This window comes from Gracilinema caldarium DSM 7334 (genome assembly GCF_000219725.1).
Lineage (GTDB): Bacteria > Spirochaetota > Spirochaetia > Treponematales > Breznakiellaceae > Gracilinema > Gracilinema caldarium.
The window spans coordinates 1,125,797-1,146,198 of the sequence record NC_015732.1 but is presented as its reverse complement, the minus strand read 5'-3'; the positions used below and the strand labels follow the sequence as shown (position 1 = coordinate 1,146,198).

19 protein-coding genes are annotated in these 20,402 nt (G+C 44.5%); 6 read left to right on the top strand and 13 right to left on the bottom strand.

What is annotated here, in order from left to right:
• The first annotated feature begins 9 nt into the window (after nt 1-9).
• The gene (locus tag SPICA_RS15725; RefSeq protein ID WP_013968498.1) at nt 10-453 is read left to right on the top strand and encodes a DUF3276 family protein; all 444 of its coding nucleotides are present in this window, start codon (nt 10-12) and stop codon (nt 451-453) included.
• On the opposite strand, the gene SPICA_RS05250 is transcribed toward SPICA_RS15725, so the two are convergent.
• The 8 genes from SPICA_RS05250 to SPICA_RS05215 all read right to left on the bottom strand — a co-directional run bounded on the left by SPICA_RS05250 (nt 416) and on the right by SPICA_RS05215 (nt 10,797).
• Nucleotides 416-1,012 carry a ribonuclease HII gene (locus SPICA_RS05250; RefSeq protein WP_041396468.1) on the bottom strand — a complete coding sequence of 199 codons (597 nt, stop codon included), beginning with the start codon at nt 1,010-1,012 and terminating at the stop codon, nt 416-418. The genes SPICA_RS15725 and SPICA_RS05250 overlap by 38 nt on opposite strands.
• Nucleotides 1,012-2,112: a hypothetical protein gene (locus SPICA_RS05245; protein ID WP_013968496.1), complete on the bottom strand. Its 1,101-nt coding sequence runs from the start codon at nt 2,110-2,112 to the stop codon at nt 1,012-1,014. The genes SPICA_RS05250 and SPICA_RS05245 overlap by 1 nt, the downstream gene beginning before the upstream one ends.
• 3 nt (nt 2,113-2,115) lie before the next feature.
• Nucleotides 2,116-3,720: a hypothetical protein gene (locus SPICA_RS05240; protein WP_169311860.1), complete on the bottom strand. Its 1,605-nt coding sequence runs from the start codon at nt 3,718-3,720 to the stop codon at nt 2,116-2,118.
• Between the two features lie 71 nt (nt 3,721-3,791).
• Nucleotides 3,792-6,608 carry a hypothetical protein gene (locus tag SPICA_RS05235; protein ID WP_013968494.1) on the bottom strand — a complete coding sequence of 939 codons (2,817 nt, stop codon included), beginning with the start codon at nt 6,606-6,608 and terminating at the stop codon, nt 3,792-3,794.
• A gap of 8 nt (nt 6,609-6,616) precedes the next feature.
• Nucleotides 6,617-7,219: a phosphoribosyltransferase gene (locus tag SPICA_RS05230; protein WP_013968493.1), complete on the bottom strand. Its 603-nt coding sequence runs from the start codon at nt 7,217-7,219 to the stop codon at nt 6,617-6,619.
• A 125-nt stretch (nt 7,220-7,344) separates the two neighbouring features.
• Nucleotides 7,345-8,733: a sodium ion-translocating decarboxylase subunit beta gene (locus SPICA_RS05225; protein ID WP_013968492.1), complete on the bottom strand. Its 1,389-nt coding sequence runs from the start codon at nt 8,731-8,733 to the stop codon at nt 7,345-7,347.
• 13 nt (nt 8,734-8,746) lie between these two features.
• Nucleotides 8,747-10,522 carry a sodium-extruding oxaloacetate decarboxylase subunit alpha gene (oadA, locus tag SPICA_RS05220; protein WP_013968491.1) on the bottom strand — a complete coding sequence of 592 codons (1,776 nt, stop codon included), beginning with the start codon at nt 10,520-10,522 and terminating at the stop codon, nt 8,747-8,749.
• A 17-nt stretch (nt 10,523-10,539) separates the two neighbouring features.
• On the bottom strand, nt 10,540-10,797 hold the full coding sequence (locus SPICA_RS05215) for an OadG family protein (RefSeq protein ID WP_013968490.1): 258 nt from the start codon (nt 10,795-10,797) through the stop codon (nt 10,540-10,542).
• Nucleotides 10,798-10,966: 169 nt separating this feature from the next.
• On the opposite strand from SPICA_RS05215, the gene SPICA_RS05210 reads away from it, so the two are divergent.
• Both SPICA_RS05210 and SPICA_RS05205 read left to right on the top strand, forming a co-directional pair.
• Complete coding sequence (locus tag SPICA_RS05210; RefSeq protein ID WP_013968489.1) at nt 10,967-12,736, top strand: phospho-sugar mutase; 1,770 nt, start codon at nt 10,967-10,969, stop codon at nt 12,734-12,736.
• The gene (locus SPICA_RS05205; RefSeq protein ID WP_013968488.1) at nt 12,736-13,428 is read left to right on the top strand and encodes a 3'-5' exonuclease; all 693 of its coding nucleotides are present in this window, start codon (nt 12,736-12,738) and stop codon (nt 13,426-13,428) included. Before SPICA_RS05210 ends, SPICA_RS05205 begins: the two co-directional genes overlap by 1 nt.
• Here SPICA_RS05205 and SPICA_RS05200 read toward each other — a convergent pair.
• Nucleotides 13,415-14,455 carry a sigma-70 family RNA polymerase sigma factor gene (locus tag SPICA_RS05200; protein WP_013968487.1) on the bottom strand — a complete coding sequence of 347 codons (1,041 nt, stop codon included), beginning with the start codon at nt 14,453-14,455 and terminating at the stop codon, nt 13,415-13,417. The two genes, SPICA_RS05205 and SPICA_RS05200, sit on opposite strands and share 14 nt — an antisense overlap.
• A gap of 123 nt (nt 14,456-14,578) precedes the next feature.
• Nucleotides 14,579-15,379 (bottom strand): M23 family metallopeptidase, encoded by an 801-nt coding sequence (locus tag SPICA_RS05195; RefSeq protein ID WP_169311859.1) that lies wholly within the window; start codon nt 15,377-15,379, stop codon nt 14,579-14,581.
• A 55-nt stretch (nt 15,380-15,434) separates the two neighbouring features.
• Here SPICA_RS05195 and SPICA_RS05190 point away from each other — a divergent pair, with 55 nt between their 5' ends.
• Together SPICA_RS05190 and cyaB are read left to right on the top strand one after the other, a co-directional pair.
• Entirely contained in the window at nt 15,435-16,463 is a 1,029-nt protein-coding gene (locus SPICA_RS05190; RefSeq protein WP_013968485.1) for a TRM11 family SAM-dependent methyltransferase, read from the top strand.
• Nucleotides 16,464-16,472: 9 nt separating this feature from the next.
• Nucleotides 16,473-17,057: a class IV adenylate cyclase gene (gene cyaB / locus SPICA_RS05185; RefSeq protein ID WP_013968484.1), complete on the top strand. Its 585-nt coding sequence runs from the start codon at nt 16,473-16,475 to the stop codon at nt 17,055-17,057.
• On the opposite strand, the gene SPICA_RS14740 is transcribed toward cyaB, so the two are convergent.
• The 3 genes from SPICA_RS14740 to SPICA_RS05170 are packed head-to-tail and all read right to left on the bottom strand — an operon-like array spanning nt 17,016 to nt 19,838.
• Nucleotides 17,016-17,468: a MarR family winged helix-turn-helix transcriptional regulator gene (locus tag SPICA_RS14740; protein WP_013968483.1), complete on the bottom strand. Its 453-nt coding sequence runs from the start codon at nt 17,466-17,468 to the stop codon at nt 17,016-17,018. The two genes, cyaB and SPICA_RS14740, sit on opposite strands and share 42 nt — an antisense overlap.
• A 5-nt stretch (nt 17,469-17,473) precedes the next feature.
• Entirely contained in the window at nt 17,474-18,841 is a 1,368-nt protein-coding gene (locus SPICA_RS05175) for an MATE family efflux transporter (protein ID WP_013968482.1), read from the bottom strand.
• Between the two features lie 40 nt (nt 18,842-18,881).
• A complete protein-coding gene (locus tag SPICA_RS05170; protein ID WP_013968481.1) occupies nt 18,882-19,838 on the bottom strand; it encodes a 1-phosphofructokinase family hexose kinase in 957 nt (318 codons plus the stop codon).
• 71 nt (nt 19,839-19,909) lie between these two features.
• Here SPICA_RS05170 and SPICA_RS05165 point away from each other — a divergent pair, with 71 nt between their 5' ends.
• The gene (locus SPICA_RS05165) at nt 19,910-20,401 is read left to right on the top strand and encodes a deoxycytidylate deaminase (protein ID WP_013968480.1); all 492 of its coding nucleotides are present in this window, start codon (nt 19,910-19,912) and stop codon (nt 20,399-20,401) included.
• The last annotated feature ends 1 nt before the right edge of the window (nt 20,402 follow it).

The following is a 20,402-nucleotide window of genomic DNA, read 5'->3' as shown; positions in this document are numbered from 1 at the left end:
AGATTTTATATGGGAATGAGAGGGGAGCTTTTCTCCACTAAAGTAAATCTGCAAAACCGAACCTATTTCTTTAATGTAAAAGAAAATCGGATGGGCGACCTATACCTTAATATAGTGGAAAGTAAAAACAAAGAAACCGGTGGATTTGATCGTCAGTCCATCGTACTCTTTGCTGAAGACTTACAGGAATTCCTTAAGGGTTTCGATGGTTCCCTTAAAGTTTTAGAAAAAGCCTATAAAGAAAAGAAACGGGCTGAATTTGAAAAAAAAGATACGGCTAATAAACTAAATGCACCTGAACAAGGCGCTTCTAAAAAACGGTATCTAAAAAAAACTGAAACCTCAGATAAAAAGAAAGACCAAGTGTATTCTCATAAAGAAATAAAAACAGTCAAAGGTAATAAAAAACCTGTAATCAGGACAATAAAAAAAGACTCTGTTCAGGACCGATAGAAAAACTCATCCGCTGTATGGGCGACGGCCCGTACAGTACAATCCTTGCCCGGTGTAATTTAGTGGGATAACCCTTATGCTGTTCATATCCGTACTCCGGATAAATCCAGCCATACCGTTCCATCATGCGGTCTCGGGCGGTTTTTGCAAGAATTGATGCAGCCATAACTTCAGGAACCAATGCATCGGCTTTTACTATGGCTTTGCAGGGTACTGGCAGATGTGGTGCATAGAGCCCATCCACAACAGCTTCAGAACAGAGAATCGCCCTATCAGATTTTTTAAGTGTGCTGATCATTACATCATAGGCCCGCTCCATTGCAAGCAGACTGGCCTGTAATATATTTATTGTATCAATTTCAGCCGCAGAAGCCCAACCAATGCCCCAAGCTAATGCTTGGGTAACGATCAGCTTCCTGGCCTCTTCCCGCTTTTTTTCCGAAAGTTTCTTGCTGTCATTGAGGACCTCAAAAGGAAAATCTTCATTGAGAATTACAGCAGCTGCACAGACCGGGCCGGCCAGGGGTCCCCGACCAGCTTCATCCAAACCACAACGCATCATTTTGGCCTTACAACCAGCTTTGGAATCTGCCTCTGCTGAAATTGCTCAACATGATTTCCGGAAAATAGAGACACCCCAAGGTAATAGGTTTTTCCCTTTTCAAGATTTTGTTCCAATACCTTTTCTACGGCGTATTCAACATTGGAAAAGATTCCTTCCCCTGCTTCGTTAAATAGTATCAAGAGAACGGGTATATCACCAATACCATCAAGATATATCCGGTAGATTCCATCGGTATCGACAGAAAGGCGGAACAAGACCGGCTTAGTAACATCGATTTCAGAAACTATGGGGAAAATGGCTATTCTTTCAAAAAGCACGGTATCTGAACTTGCTAAAAGCTGTTTGGTTTTTTCTTGTATCTTACGAAGCGCTTCAGAGCTTGGTCCGATATATTGATTAATCGGATCGAGCAACTCCGGTGTTTCATTCAGGAATCGGTAGGTAACGGTACGCAAATCTCCTTCTAAGACTGTAAGTTCAGCAGTTTCAGCATTAAAACCAGTAAACGCTATAATTAACCCATCGACGGGAAACCGTTGTATGAGCTGTAAATTGTTTGGATCCAACAGTACCAGGGAAGGTTCAGCGTCTGCTAACACGACCGCATTGGTACAGGCGAGTGGACCTGCAGTAATAACCAGGGGGTTCTTCCAGACAGCTTGAACATTTCCACATGGAAGTTGGGCTGGATCAGGAAGAGCATCACCTGCAAATGTAGATTCGTCGAGATATCGCAGACTAAGCTGGTTTGGAGCTTCTACTTCATAGCGGTTCGTTGACATATAGGACCTGTTCCCCACTATAGGCCTCAGAGAGGCAACGTGGTCTTTTGCACGATTCCCAACTGCAACGTCATCAATAACTTCAATAACCTGCAGGGCTTTGGTGGGAAGCTGTATTCCAAAGGAATTCCATGCTGGATCAGTTTGTCCTATAAGACTTGGTTTTGTCACAGATTCATCCTTTATCAGCTGAGTATTCGTTCCAGAGCTTCTCTTTGGTGAAAATCCCAATTTATCACAACTGCCAAATAGTATGGTAATGAGAACGACAAATAGGATAGATGAAGGTCCACAACGTACTATTTTTTTCATTCCCTAGTCCTTAAGCCCTAATCTGTTTATATAATGCACTAAACGAAAACCACTTTTATTTGCTAGGAGAAAGAGATTGTAATTTGTTTCAGTGCCATAAAGATTCTGATTAATAAGAAAATCCGCAGGAATACCCCTGCTGCGACCTACTGTAAGCATATATGTTTTAAGCCATGGTTGCAGTTCCTTGGTGACCACATTCTTATGAGCCTGCAACAAAAGCCCAAGTATTTCGGGAGGCAATAAATCTTTAGACTGCCATTGCATCAGCAAAAAGGCCTGATTAAAAGATAATGGGACGAGAGAAGACACTGACGGCGCCTGGTACAATGCGGTTTTAAATTTTTGAAATAACAGATTCCGATCAGCGTCATATCGATGGCTTTCCAAAAACAAACTGCATGCCTCGTTTTGCAAAACAAATTCGGAAACTAATCGCAAAAGATGGGAAAGTTCTTGGGGTTTCTGTAGTTTCGATGCGAAGGTTTCAGCTTCCAGAACCGCATTCCAGGGAACTTGAGACAACATCGTATCGGAATCTTTCCCAGTATGTTCCAAACCGGTTTTATCCCGTACCTGCAAGAGGGCATTACGAATTGTCTCCGGACTCAATGAACCAAAGGGCCAGCGGTCTTCCTGCCATAGTTCAGGCCTGCTTACATAGACCCAGCTCAAGGAAAGAACCTCGAGCAGAGCCCGGCGAAACATGGTATCAGTACTGCACAATCTTCCATACTGAACAATCTCTTTCGAAAAGAATTGTCCCAGAAAATCCTGGTTTAAAGATGGCATGGGATCTTCTCTACCAGAGAATTGGGCTAAACGATCTGTATACATTCCCAGGTTCATTGCAAGAGGAAGCAATGCACGGACCTGTTTTTTCTGTACATAAAACGAGTTATATAACAGCAGTGACTTTTCAAACTCCCGTCCTTCCAAAGTATCCTTGAGTCCTTTAAAAGCGGTAGGAAGTATAATGGCAGGACTTCCTCGAGCTACCATTACAATCCATTGCCTATAGAGTGTAGTTGGTAATTTCTCAGCTAAGGCAGCAAGTTCAGAAATTGCTTGAGGACAATCAGGATGGCTTTGAAGCCTGCTCGCCAGAGAGACTGCGAGAGGTTTGAGAGCTGATTTCCCAAGACTACTGATACGGGAACTTAAAAAATCAGCTAAATCTTTACCATGTTTTAAAAGCATTTCTTCCTGTTTGCTGTAGGAAAGTAATGCTCCTGCAGTTCGGTGTCCATACTGATAGTCCGCAAAGGTCTTTGCCTCTGTAAGGTATAATAACTTGAGACGTGCCAGTTCTTTTTGAGCCTCGAGCGGAGAAAGGGGAGGTAATTCAAGCCACTGCTCAGCCTTTACAAAGGTGGCTTCATCGCTCCGATACTGGTCCAGGAGAGACTCAAGCAGTATAATCTTGTCCCCATATACAGAGAGCGCATCCAGTGCATTTTGTGTATCCTGAATCATGGCAGCTCTGGTTTTATCCAGAGCTACTATAAGAGATCGGAGACGTTCTTGATCTTTCTTTGCAAATAGACTCACCCAACTGGTACTTTTCGCCAGATTTGGTGATAATAGGGCATCCGCCTTGATCCACACAGGAGAAACAATAACAAAAAGCAAAAAACTATAAAGAAAGAGAAAAAGCGTTTTAGATTTAGTAACTATCATTAAGGATCCTCATTAACAAAATTAGGAGCATCCGGAGTTGCAAAGGTTCGATTAAAGGTTTTAAGATCCATAGGAAAATCCGAAGCATGTACCAGAGAATTAAAGCCAATAAAATAGTTTCCTTTAATAGTACCACCTGTCTGTAACTGATGCGATTTAACCATCTCGCTAACAAGAAAGTTAAACACAGAGGCTTGTCTTGCACTACCCTTAAAGTAGAAGGTAGAATTTTCAACCTGAGGTATGAAGCCCCCAGCAATACACGCTTGGGCAACAAAATTGCTCACCAAGGCAGCCTGAACCTGATGTACCTGAGCCCACTCGAGATTTGAAAACAACCAAATAGTACCATCCTGGGCTGTTACTGTAAGAGAGCCGTCCTTTTGTAAAAAAGTTCCCCTTCTCTGTTCCACCCCAACCGCATATTTGCCCGCTTTTACTGAAAGAGTCGTTGCATGCAATACTATCTTGCAATCTCCAGCATACAGGGCTATGGCACTTTGAGCTGCATCCAGATTAATGGATGAATTACTCATCATTATTTCCCCACTAGTACTCACAATAGCACGTACATCACGACCTTTCATGAAAATAGTGGTATTACTCAGTTCCAAATTTCCCCCATGAACTTCTATGGCTGGGTAGTCTTCGGCATCGGACCGTATCGTTAGTCTGCCAATCCTGATAGTCCCTGACTCTACAAGGAGCATCCCATCTTTACTAAGACGAATCTCACCTCTCTGTTCATTCATAGAACTTTCTATTGTAAAACCCGGTACCAATGTAAGAGGCTTATCTATGAAAACCAAATCCTGTATACGTATTGATGAACGTCCAAGCTGTTTTGCTATTTCCAGGGCTTGTTCCAACGAATTGACCGGTCTATTTCGACTTCCATCACCATTGGGACTTCCCTGATTACTGACATACACAGAATTGGCATCAATCGTAAAATTACGTGAGACTACCGGCCCCTTATTTCCTGTCCCATCCATAGCATAGGACATAATTGATATAGCTACAGGACTTTCTAGAGGTACATCAATAAAAAGCACACCTTCGGCTTGCCTTTTTTCAACTTTACCAGAAGGATAGGAAAAAGTTGCCTGTATAATGGTCTTTAGCTCTTCCTCTGCCTCAGGTAAAGAACTTTCTATACGTACAGCTCCACTTACCCAGGCTGCCTCTGCAGGAGCTGTGAGGTTTGGTTCTGGCGGTGGCAAGGAATCGGTCCTTCGTAGTACTAGTTGCTTCCCTTCCGCAGTAAGGATACTCCATTCCAGATCTTCCCCGGTGCAAGCTACAAAGGTAGGAACATCATTACCATTAAAAGCCGCAAGGGTATGTATTTCGCCGGGTTCTGGATAGAGTGAACGATATTGAATGACCCCTTGGAGAAAAGGAAACTGATACTCTAAAGCTTTAAATACACGTTGAACCGGCCCCTCCTGGGCAAGGCCGTTATCCACAATCCATTCAAAAGTACATGGCTCTGGGGGTACAAGAATTGGTCCAACGTAATCCTTCCAGGACGTTTCTGGTGTAATATGATACCGGATAACACCGATCTCGATGTTTTTCCAAAAAAGCACCCGTAATGGGCCCTCAGATACCAGTATGGGATCCAGATCAACCGCTGTCCCTTTGACCGCATCGTTCTGTTGTTCAGTTTTTTCAGAATTCTGAGTGAACAATCCAGCTTCGTTTGTTATGGTTGTACCCGCAAGTTCAAAAGCATCGGATTTTTCATTACCTGTACCATCCAACAGTATTGGATAACGATATATTCCTCGGGAGTTTTTCAGTACGAGGTTTATAAAACGCCTGTAGGATTCTACAGGCACCAGTTGGATGGGAATCCGTTTATCAAGCCATGGACCAGGCTCAATAGCCCACTGATATTCTCCATCCACATTCAATATGCTAGCTGTATGGATCTGTTCGGGGATGCTATAAGGATCATCCCCAGGACTTTCGACCCGATAGGTTATTTTTTTTTCATAGCCTAGTCCATTGGGGAGTTTTATCCCAATACGTAGCAGTATTATACCAGTTTTTTGTATCAGAACCGGTTTCTCATATAATTGACCTGTTGCACTAAAGGGGTCAGAGCCATCATCGGTCCAATACAGGGTTCCTGGTCCACGATTCTCTATAACCAGACGTTGCATATTTTGCCAGACCCCTGGGGCCGGACTTATGATAGAAAAATCCGCTTTTTCTGCAGAAAAAGAGACTGGTTCTGAACAGTTTCCCGCTGCATCCACTGCCCAGACAATAAGGCTTAGAGGAGCTTTTAATGTTTTAACAAAAGAAGTCACTTCTTCGTTCCGATCGAATGGGATGATCACACCGGATGCGTAATATACACCTTCGAGGACTGTGTCCAGTTCACAGCTGATACGTATGGTATAGATGAGGCCGTCTTCTGTGGACTGAGTAAGTACCGGTTTTTGAGGTGGTTGTTTATCAAGGTGAATGAAATAGTTTTGTTCTTCCAGCAGCGTATTATCTGGAGGCGCTGACCGACGCTGAACCTGTATAGTATAGTCCTTTTCGGCACCTACAGGTACAGAAAGGAGGACCGAAGTTGAACCAATCCCCCTGAAAAGTTCTTTTCCATCCAGATTTAACACAATTCGTTCCTGAAGTGGGGCAGAGAACCAGAACCGCTGATCCTTATTGAAAGCACCACTGTGCGCGTTGGTTTGTAATCCAGACTGCGATGTTCCAGTCTGAGCATACAACGTTAGTGGTAGCAGTATCAGGATACAGCCCAACCCAATTATTCCATAGGGTATATGTCTCTGCCTCATACAAGTACCTATTTAATTGCGTCCAGTACTTTCCTAAGTTCTGGATCTTGTTTGTAGTAATGTTCTTCCAGTTCTTCCCTTGTAAGCCCTACCAGTTCATGGCTCATATAGTGGATCCAACGATCCTCATCATGGATGCTGAGCTCATGTTTTCTGCACCAATAATCAGGTTGGATAGGAAGCTGATCTTCCTTGTCATGAAAATACTTGTAATCGTGCACAGCAACTTTGAGATCCTTCCGCGGTATTCCCTTTTCCAGAATAATTTCTGCAAGCCGGTTAATAGTCCTACCGGAATCGAAAATATCATCCACCAGAAGCACCTTATCCCCTGTACGAAGATGCTCCGGCGCATAGGTCCAGCCATCAACCATGACCCGTTCCTGTTTGCGGATATCCGTATATGAACGGGCGACCACTGCGGCATAATACACAGGCCGCGCCTCAGAGCGTACAATCTTAAAATATTCACTGATAACATTTCCAAGATATGCTCCACCACGGAGGGAAACATAAATCACATCGGGGATAAAACCATCTTCATGAATGCGATGGGCTAACTTGAGTGCATTATTACGCACCATATCATAGGGTAAAAATTCCTTCTTCATACCGTAAATGTAATGCAAAATGCAAGATTGTGGAAGCTGTATAAAAGGGAAGCTATAAAAGAAAGGGGCTGTTCCGATGATGCGAAACAGCCCCTGGCTTCACCAATTAACCAAAAACTAACCTATCAGCCGCCATAGACAGCAATCATAACACCCGCAGCAATTGCAGTACCGATAACACCGGCCACATTGGGGCCCATGGCATGCATAATAAGGAAGTTCCCCGGATCTTCTTCAAGACCAACCCTGTTGGAAACCCGGGCAGCCATAGGAACGGCAGATACACCAGCCGAACCGATGAGGGGATTAATCTTCTCTTTAAGGAAAAGATTCATAAACTTAGCCACAAGGATACCGGAAGCAGTAGCAATCGCGAAGGCCATAAGTCCCATAAACACGATAGAAAGGGATGCGGGGTTCAGGAATTTCTCAGGGGTCATTTGGCTACCAACACCCAGGGAGAGGAAGATGGAAACGATGTTCAAAAGCTCATTTTGAAGAGTCTTGGAAAGCCGTTCCACCACCCCAATCTCGCGGATAAAGTTACCAAACATGAGACAGCCAATGAGCGGAGAAGCAGACGGGATGAGCAGAATGGAAAGGATAAATACCGAAAGGGGGAAGAGCATCTTTTCCACCTTTGATACATGCCGGAGCTGTTTCATCCGAATTTTCCGTTCCGCCGGAGTGGTCAGGGCCCGCATGATGGGCGGCTGGATAACCGGTACCAGGGCCATATAGGAGTAAGCGGCAACCGCGACGGTTGCCAGAAGGTGCGGGGCTAGTTTGGCTGCAATATAAATCGTTGTAGGGCCATCGGCACCACCAATAATGGCTACAGAACAGGCTTCCTTCATGGTAAAGTTAAAGCCGGGAATAAGATTGAAGGCCGTAATACCGAAGAGGGTACCAAATACACCAAACTGTGCTGCAGCTCCAAGCAATGCGGTTTTGGGGTTTGCAATAAGGGGCCCAAAGTCAGTGAGGGCACCGATACCCATAAAGATGATCAGGGGGAAAAATTCGTTTCCTACACCAGCTTCATAAATAATATTTAAGAAACCGTGGGGAGCATCCCCCATACCACCGAAGGGAATATTTACAAAGACTGTCCCAAACCCGATGGGAATAAGGAGGAGCGGTTCAAAGCCCTTCGCAGCCCCCAGGTAGATGATCACAAAGCCCACAATAACCATTAGCAGTTCCTGCCAGCCAAAGACGGTGGTCTTTTCACCCGCAGGGGTCACCATTTCCCGGGCATCATTGATAAAAGCAGAAATACCGGTGGTTTCTAGAATATTCCTGGCAAAGGAAGCGATGGAAATTCTCGGAATATTTTCGCTGCCCTTAATAATTCCATCGGGATTACTCCATGAAGCATATCCCTGTGACGGAACCGTAGTACTTTCAGATTGAGCCAGCACGGTCCCCATAAAGGAGAAGGCAAAGGCAACGGTGATCATGGCAAGCACAATCATAGTTACCCGCTTCGGGTTCTTATTCATATTCAACATATGGATAAATCCCCTATTTCAGTTCAGCCACAGGCTGATGTGCCGCAACCTGAGTTCCAGTAGACACAAGGAAATGCACAGTACCGGATCCGGTTGCCTTAATTTCCAGTTCCATCTTCATGGACTCAATAATCATAATAGTCTGGCCTGTGGATACGGAAGCACCTTCGCTTACAGCGTACTTAATAATAGTACCAGCCACCGGAGCTTCTACCACATGACTACCGGCGGATGGGGCAGGAGCTGCAGGGGCGGCTGCAGGTGCGGCAGGAGCAGCACCAGCGGCAGGGGCAATGGCCATAGTTCCTTCGGGGCGAACCACAACGGTATAATCAGAACCGTTTACATTCACTACATACTTAGCAGCCTGACCAGCAGCAGGAGCTGCAGCAGGAGCGGCAGCCTTGGGGGCTTCCGGTTCAGCGGTGAATTTGACCGGTCCCTGGTCCCGTTTCTTAAAGAAGTCGGGGGCTACCTTGGGGAACATAGCGTAGGTAAGCACATCTTCCACCGCAACCTTATCGGTACCGAGGATCTTCTTGGTTTCTTCTTCCAGTTTGGAGAATTCATTGGGAATGTCATCCGCAGGCCGATGGGTAATTTCTTTTTCCATCTTAAGGGCTTCCAAGGCCTTCTTAACAACTTCGGGATTCTTTGGTGCAGGACACTTGCCGTATTTACCAACCAAAAGATCCATGGATTCTCCAGTAAGCTTATTATAGCGGCCGAAGAGGACATTAAAGACCGCTTGGGTTCCTACAATCTGGCTCGTGGGAGTTACGAGGGGCGGATAGCCAAAGTCCTTCTGGACCACCGCAATTTCCTTGAGCACCTCATCAATCTTGTCAGATGCACCCTGTTCCTTAAGCTGGCTTTCCAGATTGGAGAGCATGCCACCGGGAACCTGAGAAACCAGGATTCTGGTGTCTGCACCGAGGAAGCTGGACTCGAACTTCTTATAGTTCTTTCGAACTTCCCGGAAATAAGCAGCGATATCAAGGAGAAGATTGGTATCCAGACCTGTGTCGAACTGGGTACCCTTGAAGATCTCTACCATTGTTTCGGTAGGACTGTGGCTGGTTCCCATAGCGAGGGAAGAAATGACCGTATCCAGAATTTCAGCTCCCGCTTCGGCAGCCTTAGTAAGGGTAGCTACCGACATACCAGTTGTAGCGTGAGAGTGAATTTCGATGGGTAGATCAACCGCTTTTTTCAGTGCCTTTACCAGTTCATACGCATCGTAAGGCTTGAGAAGACCAGCCATATCCTTAATACAGAGCGAATCCGCTCCTTCTGCGGCCAGCTCTTTTGCTAGATCCACATAGGATTGAATAGTGTGGAACGGAGTCGTGGCATAGGAAATCGTCAGCTGTACATGCTTGCCAGTTTTTTTTGCAGCTTCAGTAGCAGCTTTAAAGTTCCGAGGATCATTGACAGCATCAAAAATCCGGAAGACATCCACACCATTTTTCGCGGCGGCTTCGACAAATTTGGTCACCACATCATCGGCATAGTGCCGATAGCCCAGAAGGTTCTGGCCCCGGAGGAGCATCATGATTTTGGTATTAGGAAGGGCCTTCTTTAACTGCCGCAGGCGTTCCCAAGGATCTTCATTTAAAAAGCGGATACAGGAATCAAAGGTAGCCCCACCCCAGGCTTCCAGGGCAAAATAGCCAACCTTATCGAGCTGGGGACAAATGGGAAGCATATCTGCAGTGGTCATTCGGGTAGCCAACAGGGATTGGTGAGCATCCCGGAGCACGAGGTCAGTAAGTTGTACTTTAGCCATAAAAACTCCTTCCTTAATTAGTGATTCGTTTTACGATATTCATTCACTGCGGCAGTAATTGCCGCAACCACAGCAGAATTACTGCCTGCTGCTGCAGTGGCAGAACCTGCCGCCGAACCTTGCCCTTCCTGAGCATCTATATCCCACCCGAGTGCATGAATAACCTTAGCTACTAGGGTCATAAATAGGACTAGAATTATCAGAAAGCCGAAGACTATACCCATGCCGAGCAGGGTTAATACACCACTCTGCCCGAACATCTCTGCTATTGTCATAGGGCCTCCAAATTGATTGAATATTCAGCGCTATCGTACCAAAAATATCGGTTCTTATTCAATAGACAGATTGTATTTTAGTGTCATTACAGCCTCTTTTTTTGTAAATGGCAGGGCTTGCAGTGCAGGTTTAAATCCTTTTATACTGGCTGTAGAGGAGAAGAAAACCATGGAACAACAGGAAATTATCCGCAGAGCGAAAGATTATATAGAACATGAACAGGATGCCCACTTCAGAGCTGAGGTAGAACAGCTTCTGAAAGCAGAAGACTGGAAAGAACTGGAAGACCGTTTTTACCGGGACCTCGAATTTGGTACCGGAGGCTTGCGGGGTGTCATTGGTGGTGGTTATAACCGGATGAACACCCTGGTGATAAAACGGGCTACCCAGGGTTTAGCCAACTACCTGAAAAAGGCCCTGAGTGAAAAAGCGAAGGCAGGAAAGCTTTCAGCGGTTATTGCCTATGACAGCCGCCGATATTCACCGGAATTTGCCGAAGCCACCGCTCTTATTCTTGCAGCTAATGGAATTACAACCTATCTCTTTTCGTCCCTGCGGCCAACACCGGAACTCTCTTTCGCAATTCGCACCCTTAAATGCGACACAGGCGTGGTAGTCACCGCAAGCCACAACCCGCCCCAATACAATGGTTACAAAGCCTATTGGAATGATGGTTCCCAGGTAATCGAACCCCATGATGTGGGAATTATTAAGGAAGTAAACCAGGTAACCAGTATCATGGAAATAAGCAGGGAAGAAGCCCTTACAAAGGGTCTATTAAAAATCATTGATAAGGAAATTGATGAACCCTATGCAGCCATGGTAAAAAGCCATCTCTTCCGGCCTGAACTGATTAAAGAGAAAGCAAAGGAAGTTAAAATTGTATATACCCCCCTGCACGGAACCGGAGCCCTGCATGTAGAAGGGGTTCTGGGAAGTCTGGGCCTTGAGGTAATCACGGTTCCGGAACAGCGGAAACCAGACGGGAACTTCCCCACCGTATCCTACCCCAACCCCGAAGAAGCAGCGGCTCTTAAAATGGCTCTGGAACTGGGCACCAAGGTAAAGGCCGATGTGGTCATGGCCACCGACCCCGATGCAGACCGGCTGGGTATTGCAGTTCCCGATAAGACAGGGAATTTTGTGCTGGTAACAGGAAACCAGCTCGGGACGCTCCTTGCGGATTACATATTCCTATCTTTACAAGAACAGGGAAAACTGCCTGCAAAGCCCGCCATGATCAACTCCATTGTGACCACCGGTATGCAGAAACGGGTGGCAAACAGCTATGGAGCCGAATGTTTTGAATGCCTTACGGGCTTTAAATGGATCGCCGATGTATGGCGGAAAACCGAAACCGACGGCCGGGGCTACACGGTCCTATTTGGTACCGAAGAAAGCTACGGCTTCCTGATTGAACCGGAAGTCCGGGACAAGGACGGAGTCTCCGCAGCAGCTCTGACCGCCGAAATGACCCTGTACTGGCGCAGTAAAGGGAAGAGCCTCCTGGACCGGCTCAATGACCTATACCTCCAGCATGGCTACTGGCAGGAAATCGGTATTTCCAAATACTTCCAGGGTCCCCAGGGACCGGCCATCATGGCAGGCATCATGGCTGAATACCGGAAAAATCCCCCCAAAACCTTGGGTGGCATTACGGTAAGCCGGGTCCGGGATGTTCAGGAGTCGGTCTGGAAATATCCGGGCCAGCCGGGGAAAACCGAACCTGTGGACCTGCCTAAAAGCAATGTACTCCAGTTCTTCCTGGAAGATGGCACCATCGTCAGTGCCCGGCCCAGCGGGACCGAACCAAAGATCAAATTCTATGCAACCTGCTGTGCCGAAGTTGGACCGGAAGGCTTGGAAGCAGCCAAAAAGGTCGTCAGCACCAAACTTGCCGCCATAGAAAAGGATCTCCGCTCGGTCATTGGTGACTAATGGGCACCTACGATTGGGTTCGGCCGCTCCTCTTCGGGGAAACCCAGGAGGGGACCGAAGGGCCGGTATTTATCGCCTTTGATACGGAAACCACGGGCCTTGAACCAAAAACCGATAAAATTGTAGAAATCGGGGCGGTAAAATTTGACCGCCTCGGTATTATTGGCCGCTTTTCAGTACTGATAAACCCTGGAATACCCATGCCAGCAGAAGCAGCCAGAGTAAACGGTATTACCGATGAGATGCTCCGGAAACAGCCTCCCATAGAAGAAGTCTTACCTGATTTTCTGCGTTTCATAGGAAAGGGCATCCTCGTGGCCCACAATGCCCCCTTTGATGTGTCTTTTATCAATGCAGCCCTGGGATACTTTTGGAAAAAAGATGAGGAACGGGAAAAAAGGGATACGAACCAGCCCTCCCTGCTAGACCCAGTTATATCAGAACCGAAAATTCAGGTTGATGAACACAAGGTGCTGTGGAAGCCCCCCTTCCCTGCTTTGCCACACAAAATTGTGGATACACGGATTTTAGCCAAGGAACTTATTCCCGGCCGCTACTCCTACAAATTGCAGGACCTGGCCGAGTATTTAAAAATTAAGGCTCTGGAAGCCCATCGGGCAGAGGATGACGCCCGGGTATGTATGGAAGTCTTTGTACAATGCACCCGATTAATTCCTGCTACTCAGCAGTAAAATCATTGAGCTGTTTCAGATTCCTCAATTTAAAAATAGCCTTTTCTTGAATTTGGCGGACCCGTTCACGGGTAATACCCAACAGCTTTCCCGTTTCTTCCAAAGTCAGAGGTCCTTCTCCGGTTAAGCCAAAACGAAGTTGGATAATTTTAACTTCCCGTTCAGAAAGATGAGATAGAACACTATCGAGCGTATCCTGTAAGGTCATAGCAAACACCATATCAAAGGGATCTTCCAGGGTCTCATCCTTTATAAGATCTGAAAGACGGGTTACATTATCATCATCAACCGTGGTATCAAGGCTGGTTGTCTCTTGGGAGAGTTTGACAATTTCTTTAACCTTAGATACCGGAACGCCCAGATATTCTGAAAGCTCCTCATCACTAGGGTCACGCCCAAGATCTTGGGTTAGTTGTTTTGCAATAAAATAACACTTTTTAATTGTATTGAGCATGTGGATAGGGATACGAATGACTCGCCCCTTATCAGCAAGGCTTTTTATGATGGCCTGCCTAATCCACCAGGTACCATAAGTAGAGAATCGGCATTTGCGGGTATAATCAAAACGTTCCACGGCCTCAATAAGACCGATGTTTCCTTCATCAATTAGATCAAGCAGCGAAAGTCCTCTATGCTGATAGTTTTTTGCAATAGATACAACTAGTCTGAGATTTGAGTTAATCATCTTGTTTTTATAATACATAAGAGCATTATCTAATTGAACCCGTTCTTTTTTATACTCTGGATCCTGTAAATTTTCATGATACCGTTCATCAAGATGAGCGATTTCTTCCCGAAGGTGAACTATTTTTTCACCAATTGCCTGCTCTTCATCTCCACTGAGTAAAGGAAATCGGGAAATCTGCTTAAGATACATCGCCAGAGGATCCGCTTCTTTTAATGTCTTACTCGTCTTTTTAGGTTTGGAAAACTGATTAAGGGCTTTTTTCTTTGATTTCTTTTTTGCTGGTTCAGGGCGAACTTGGTTCATAGGTTGACCTTTTACAGATTCCATCTCAGCATACATTTCAAACACAGTAGACCACCCCTTCAGTTGTTTTTCCTGACCTTACACGTCATACATCAATAAATATATCCAAAAAAAGAACAGATTCCTAATTTATGTATTAAAATTATATTATTTTTTAATTTATCCACGGGGAGCTAAAACTGGATCTATTGGTTTATTATCCTTATAAACTAGGAAATAGAGCTGCGGCTGTTTTGAAATGGAATCGATCCCAATACGACCTAATATGGTGCCACTTGTAATACTATCCCCTTCTCGAACATTCAGTATTTCACATCCTCCATAGACATAGAGATAACCGTTCGCACCTTGTACAATAGCCACTTTTCCAAAACCACGATAGGGCCCTGCTGATACCACCGTACCAGAAGTAAGACTACGCACTATATTATCGGCTTCTGTAAGAATAACAACTCCGTAGAGTTTTCCTGTTAAATAGGATATACTTTTTGCTTGCACAGGCCATTCAGTGTTTGTGTGAATCGGAGTTTCACTCATCGATCGAACTTGGATTGTATCCTGTTTCATTTCAACAGGCTTTACACCATTGGGTATTTTTAATGACATACCTTCTTTGATTATAGATTTTTCTGTTAAGCCATTTATTTTTCGAATCCCATCGATTGATACAGAAAAAGTTCTGGCTATACTAAACAGGGTATCTCCCCGTTTTACTATATACATCTGCGTATCAGAACTCTCAGGAATTTTAATCTTTTGCCCTACAAAGATTTTAGAAGCATTTGTTATGTTATTGTATTCTAATAATTCCTTGTATGTACAATTGTATTGTTTTGCAATTGAATAAAGGGTTTCACCTTTTTGTACAACATGTATAGTCTCTGCCCCAAGAGAACAAAGGGGGAAAAACCAGGAGACAAAAAAAGCTAACTGAAGTATAACCATTCTTTGGATGTTCATGCCCTTAGAATATCGGTCATAGCTATGAATTTCTACACTATTCATCGAGGAATCTATGGAATATTTAGGGACCTTTCCTGCAGGATTTTCTACACTGGTACAGCATCTTATGTTACGAGATTCTATTCTTGAGCAAGTTATCTTTTATGATGAGAGTATCATTGCTTTTTATTCGGAAAAGCATCTTTCTACATTACCTTATCTTAAAAACCTCTATCCACTGCTTGAATGGGGACAGGCAGAAAATATTTTTTCGGCATACCAGCTGATGTTACAGAAACCATTCATAAAAAAACTTACTCCTCTTGTAAAACTAAAAGCGCATTGTACTTTTACCATTCGAGTGTTTATTGAAGGGAAACCAGCTCCAATAATCAGGGACTTACATGGAATGCTGGAAAAAAAGCTGGCTCAAAGTATTCACGGTCGGCCGAACTCAGAGCAGCCTGAACTTGAATTTCAGCTCCATGTCAGAAAAAATCATCATTGTTATTTGATTTTGCAACAACAGAAATATCCGAAATATATTGATGAAAGACTCCTGCCAGGGGCTCTGCCTCCTTATTTCTGTAGGCTTCTCCTAGAATTATCAGACCCGCAAAGGGAAGATATATTCCTTGACCCCTTTATGGGTTCCGGTGCAATCCCTTTAGAACGCGCCCGGATGGCTCCTTATCATATGATTTTTACAGGAGATATAGATCCTGAGAAGGTGCAGCACTTTAAAATAATCCTGAAGCATAAGGAATGGGAAAAACGGAGAAAAACCATCTTTCCCAAGGTACTAGATGCCACAACACTGGGCCAATTTCAACAGGGATTTATTACACGTATTGTAACAGACCCCCCATGGGGGCTCTATGAAGCCCTTGAAGCAAATAAAATACGAACTTTGTATATCAGATTTCTCAAAGAATCAGCCCGTATTCTAGCACCAAAAGGAAGAATGGTACTCCTGGTCAGCGCAACTATTCCCCTGGCAGATCTACTCAAAGCGGCAGAGGTACCATTAGTTATTAAACAAGGTATACAAGTACTTGTTTCAGGTCAAAAGGCCCTTGTCTATGTCATCATTCCGGAGTAGCTTTACCGTATGGCCATAGAAATTGAAATAAAAGCATGGGTGGATGACCCTATACAAGTACAAAACAGGATAGGATCTTTTGCAACCTTTATAAAAACCTATGAGAAGGATGATGCCTACTGGCTTCCCACAACAGAGATTGAAACCATACAAAATACTCAAAAACGGGGACCACTAGGATCCGGTATACGGATACGACAGGAGAACGGATCTGTCTTCGTCACCCTTAAAAAAAAGGAAGTCCGCGAAGGGATGGAGATTAATGATGAGCTTGAGTTTTCTGTTTCCAGGGCAACAGCCTTTGAAGATTTTTTGCACAACCTCGGTTTTGTTCCCTGGATTCGCAAACACAAGGAAGGACAAGCCTGGCGATGGAACAATATCACCATAGAACTGTCCCAGGTTAAGCACTTGGGTTGGTTTGTGGAGCTCGAGATTCTTACCGATACTTATGAACCAGAACAGATTGAATTGGCTCGAAAAGAACTGTATGCTTGCCTGCATAAAATCGGTATCCCTGAATCTAACATTGAAACCCGTTACTATACAGAATTACTTCTCGAAAGGATCAATAGCAATCATCGAGAAGATTGATTCTATTTCATCGAAGGCCTTCATAAGCTGGTCCCGCTTTTCTGAAGATATGTTATAAAAGCGATCTGTCAGTAGGTTCAACAATGAGGTTTGGGCGGCAAGTAGGCGTTCTCGTCCTTTGGGTGTACAACTATAGCGAACCTGCCGGCGGTCTTCTTTGCTGCGATGCCGCTCTACAAGGCCCTCCTCTTCCAATTTACCTAACATAATGCAAAGACTCGACGCAGAAATAGACAGCCGCTCACTAAGTTCTGAGAGACCTGCTTCCTCCATTTTAAGCAGATAAAGCAGGGAACGATACCGCTCTTCCGTAAGGTGTTGATCTGTCTGAAGAGCTACATGGCGAAACATTCGTTTTAAAGTAATAGTAAACTCAATAAAACGGCGGGCAAGTTCTTGTTCCCCTGGCATTATTTTTATTCCCCGACTATCTGCAGGTTTTGAACAGATTTAGTTTTAACAACAACCTTGTTTTTCCAACGATCAGTCTTATAGTATGAATATGCAATAATCATACCGATAACCCAACCTGTTGGCATGGCCCACCAGATGCCGATTTCGCCCCAAAGAGAAGAAAAGAGCACCGCACTTGGCACCCGGATAAGCCACATAGCAAAGAGAGTCGATACCATTGGGACGATTGTTTCACCAGCTCCACGGATGACCCCATTCGTAATAAACATCATCGTAAAGGCTACATAAAAGGGAGCGATGACATGAAGGTATCGGGATCCTACAGCTATAACCTCCAGATCGGATGTAAAAATAGAAACCAGAGACTTTCCAAAAACAAGAAGAACCACCATCAGCACGAAGGTAATACTCATCGCAATACATAAGGCTGAACGATAGCCCTTTTTAACCCGTTCCGGTTTACCAGCTCCCAGGTTTTGCCCAACAAACGTAGACAGGGCCATGCTTATGTTCATAGAGGGCATGCCTACAAAGGAATCAATCCGGCTGGCGGCAGAAAAACCCGCCATTACGATAGCCCCAAACCCGTTAACCACCGCATTCATGAACATCATTCCCATGGCGACTAATGCTTGCTGAATACCTGATGGAAGACCTATTTTCAGACTAATAAAAAAGAGTTCTCTATCAAAATGAAGGTGACAAAAATCAGTCTTTAAAAATTCATGGGTTTTATTAAGATATATGATTGATCCAATAAAAGATAGGCCCTGAGCTATAATTGTTGCCCAAGCTACACCGGCAACACCCATATGAAGCACTAGCACCGACACCAAATCGAGGACTATATTGAGCAGTGTAGCAACAATAAGCATATAGAGGGGAGTCATGGAATCTCCCAATCCCCGTAATATGGCTCCTACTCCATTATAACCGAAGGTAAAGAACATTCCTGAAAAGATGATTCTAAGATAGGTCAAAGCCTGAGGCATTACATCTGTAGGAACTCTTAGAAGAACGAGAATTGATCGGGCAAACAATAAACCAACAGCAGTCAGTACGATCCCCATCCAGAAAAGGACGACATAGGTAGTATCAATTACAGATCGAACCCGTTGCAAATCCTTAGCCCCATAGTACTGGGCAATAAGAACATTAGCGCCCATACCAAAGCCCATAACAAGGGCAATCATTAGGAAAAGAATGGGAAAGGATGCACCAACCGCAGCGAGAGCAGTAGTTCCAACAAATTGACCGACTACCCAGCTGTCTACCATATTGTAAAATTGCTGAAATACATTGCCTACCAACATGGGGAGAGCAAAAAGGATGATTTGGGTAGTTTCATTACCCTGAGTCAGATCTTTCATAAGTAAAATGTTTTTATCATAAAACGATTTTTTCTGTCAATTATACATGAATTACACCAGGTTTTAGCAAACCCGCATTGAGGCTCCCACATCGAATACCCTCAGTCACAGCGTCCACTAAGGAACACTGATCATCTAAAGCTGCTGCGAGACCTGCGGTAAAGGCATCCCCACTACCAGTAGCGTTAATCGGAACAACCGATTTTAGTGGAACATCATAAAAAGCCGTACCCTCAATAACCCAAACAGGCAGGGGGCCACGGGTTATGATGATCGAACTACCAAACTGTCGAACAAGGGATTGGGCTTGAGAAACCACCTCATGTTGTACAATTCTTTGATAGGATTCATCAACCTGGATTTTACTTTCATCTATTTCCGGAAGATAGGTAGTACAGAATTCAAGCAGATTCGGTTTAATAATATCGGGGCCATATACCAGACTGTTTTGTAAATCCTTTCCCTTTATATCTAAAATAATTCGAAAACCAAGTTCCTTTGCTCGGGACACCATATGGGGAATCATTGCATCAGAAAAACCAGCGGCCTTAGTTCCGGAAATGATAAGGGTTGGTTGTTTAACTGAAGTCCTTGCAATTTTCTGACTTTCCCTGTCAAAAAGCTCTCGCAAAGCCTGTTCTGTTCCAGGATGTACCGGTTCCGATTCTTCTACCAATTCGGTCATACTATTATCGTTCCTATCGATCAAGGTATAACAGAACCGGATTTCACTGGAACTCTCTACCCAAACCAAAGATAGATCATCTTTTTCACATAGGTTGATGAACAAATCCCGGAAGTTTCCGCCAAGTTGAGTTAGATGAAGCACACTTTTCCCAAGCTGCGTTAAAACCCGCGTCACATTCACCCCTTTCCCTGAAGCATCCAGTCTATGACAGCCCGTACGATTTACCTGGTCCCGTTGCCAGGATGAGAATAGCAACGTTTTTTGTAGGGTCGGATTTAAACAAACACTGAGAAAATGTGGCCCATTCATAACTTCGCTCCTCAACAAATACTTTACATAAAAAACAAACATGATACAATGAAGATAGAGAAGGATGACACATGGCAGAAGTTAATTATAAGCGACCAAGCTGGGATGAGTATTTCATGGAAGTCTGCAACGCCATTGCAAAACGGGCAACCTGTGATCGGGGACGCTCGGGCTGTGTTATTGCGAAAAACAACCAGATTTTAGTCACTGGTTATGTTGGATCTCCTGCAGGCCTACCTCATTGCGATGAAGTAGGCCATCAATTAAAAAAAATGGTCCATGAAGATGGAAGTGTCACAACACACTGTGTCAGAACGGTTCATGCAGAACAAAATGCAATCTGCCAGGCCGCAAAACGGGGTATTGCCATAGAAGGAGCTACCTTATATTGTAAAATGACTCCCTGCAGGACCTGTACCATGCTGATTATCAATTGTGGCATTACCCGGGTGGTCTGTGAAAAAAAATATCATGATGCAAAGGATTCGGAAGAAATGTTTGCAAAGGCGGGTATTAATTTAGAATACATCAACACAGAAATTGAAACATATGAAAACATGTAGA